The organism is Bartonella sp. AP11XZML, from assembly GCF_042196445.1.
GTDB lineage: Bacteria > Pseudomonadota > Alphaproteobacteria > Rhizobiales > Rhizobiaceae > Bartonella.
This window is the reverse complement of the sequence record NZ_JBHIQF010000010.1, coordinates 1-2500: the sequence shown is the minus strand read 5'-3', so window position 1 is coordinate 2500 and position 2500 is coordinate 1. Positions and strand designations below refer to the sequence as shown.

Annotated in this window: 1 tRNA gene and 2 rRNA genes (1 of these 3 cut by a window edge); all 3 read left to right on the top strand. The window is 47.4% G+C overall.

Annotated elements, in window-relative coordinates:
• Window positions 1-1429, top strand: a 23S ribosomal RNA gene (locus tag ACFIMG_RS00655); it begins 1386 nt to the left of the window's first position.
• 66 nt (window positions 1430-1495) lie between these two features.
• Window positions 1496-1610, top strand: a 5S ribosomal RNA gene (gene rrf / locus ACFIMG_RS00650).
• Between the two features lie 104 nt (window positions 1611-1714).
• Window positions 1715-1791 (top strand) — tRNA-Met (locus ACFIMG_RS00645).
• Window positions 1792-2500: the final 709 nt, after the last annotated feature.

The window sequence follows — 2500 nt, the reverse complement described above, 5'->3', positions numbered from 1 at the left end:
TCTGAGCAGGGTGAGTCGGCCCCTAAGGCGAGGCCGAAAGGCGTAGTCGATGGGAACCACGTTAATATTCGTGGACCTGTGGGTAGTGACGGATTGCGTATATTGTAAGATCTTATTGGATTGATCTTGCAGTGAAGCAGTTCCAGGAAATAGCTCCCACATATAGACCGTACCCCAAACCGACACAGGTGGACTGGTAGAGAATACTAAGGCGCTTGAGAGAACTACGTTGAAGGAACTCGGCAAATTGCACGCGTAACTTTGGAAGAAGCGTGACCCTTTAGCGGGCAACCGTTAGAGGGTGGCACAGACCAGGGGGTAGCGACTGTTTACCAAAAACACAGGGCTCTGCGAAGTCGCAAGACGACGTATAGGGTCTGACGCCTGCCCGGTGCTGGAAGGTTAAGAGGAGATGTGCAAGCATTGAATTGAAGCCCCAGTAAACGGCGGCCGTAACTATAACGGTCCTAAGGTAGCGAAATTCCTTGTCGGGTAAGTTCCGACCTGCACGAATGGCGTAACGACTTCCCCGCTGTCTCCAACGTAGACTCAGTGAAATTGAATTCCCCGTGAAGATGCGGGGTTCCTGCGGTTAGACGGAAAGACCCCGTGCACCTTTACTATAGCTTTACACTGGCATTTGTGTCTGTATGTGTAGGATAGGTGGTAGACTTTGAAGCAGGGGCGCTAGCTCTTGTGGAGTCATCCTTGAAATACCACCCTTACCGATATGGATGTCTAACCGCAGTCCGTTATCCGGATTCGGGACCGTGTATGGTGGGTAGTTTGACTGGGGCGGTCGCCTCCTAAAGAGTAACGGAGGCGCGCGATGGTAGGCTCAAAACGGTCGGAAATCGTTTGTTGAGTGCAATGGCATAAGCCTGCCTGACTGTGAGACTGACAAGTCGAGCAGAGTCGAAAGACGGTCATAGTGATCCGGTGGTCCCGTGTGGAAGGGCCATCGCTCAACGGATAAAAGGTACGCCGGGGATAACAGGCTGATGACCCCCAAGAGTCCATATCGACGGGGTTGTTTGGCACCTCGATGTCGACTCATCGCATCCTGGGGCTGGAGCAGGTCCCAAGGGTATGGCTGTTCGCCATTTAAAGCGGTACGTGAGTTGGGTTCAGAACGTCGTGAGACAGTTCGGTCCCTATCTGCCGTGGGTGTTGGAATATTGACAGGATCTGTCCCTAGTACGAGAGGACCGGGATGGACGTATCTCTGGTGGACCTGTTGTGGCGCCAGCCGCATAGCAGGGTAGCTATATACGGAAGGGATAACCGCTGAAGGCATCTAAGCGGGAAACCCACCTGAAAACGAGTATTCCCTGAGAACCGTGGTAGACCACCACGTTGATAGGTCAGGTGTGGAAGTGTGGTAACACATGAAGCTTACTGATACTAATCGTTCGATCGACTTGATCGTTCTCATTTCCCATATTCTTTCAAAAATATAAAATTCCAGCTTCTCATCATTCATGCTTTTTGCTGACTTGGTGGTTATGGCGGAGTGAACGCACCCGATCCCATCCCGAACTCGGCCGTGAAACGCTCCAGCGCTGATGGTACTTTGCCTTAAGGCACGGGAGAGTAAGTCGCCGCCAGGTCTGCTAAAGGCATGATAGATAACAATTCAAAAAAATATAACGATAAATATCAATGCTCAATACTGAGAGTAGACAATAAAAAAATCTTGTCTTAAAATATATGACGCGGGGTGGAGCAGCCCGGTAGCTCGTCAGGCTCATAACCTGAAGGCCGCAGGTTCAAATCCTGCCCCCGCAACCAAATGCAAACACTAATACTCTCATAAAAATCAAATAACCTCTAAACATGACAATACGCCCATAATATCCCGTGAAAATATAAAAATCCACGTCATGAAAAATGTTATAGAATAACTCTTTATTCAAAATTCCCCCTATACTAGGAAAAGTCAGTAATTTACCTACATAAGTTCCCCTTTCTGCTACACTTTTCTCATAGAAACTCATCAAAAAAACTAGAAAAACTAGTTCCCCGTAAAACTACCAATACCTAGGAGCGGCTTTGAAACTGGATCGGATGCCTTCTCATCTCATAAAAGAATGCAATAGGGACTAATAAAGGGCATGCCACTAATGAAGCAGTGGCAGGCAGAGGCAGGGAGAGAATGCTTTCTTCTTTCTAAAACGATAAATCTAAAAGCTCTTCTTAGTACTGCAAAACAAAAAATAGCATCAATCTCTGAAAATAAAAGCAGAAAAAACAAGTGTAACGCGTAAACGCATGGAGTAAAATGCTAATCACTCAAAACTCTTCCCACGTACAAAAACCAAATAAGAACTAGGGGCATGCCTACTAATCATCATGCACCTTCGGAAGCAAAATGGGTAGGGGAAGAACGTATAAGCTACGTAATGCCACGCACTTAAAGGGCGCTCAAGGACTTAATCTAAACTCAGATTCTCTTGGCTCTTATGTCATCTCTCCCTTTGTCCTATGTGTAGCCTGTATA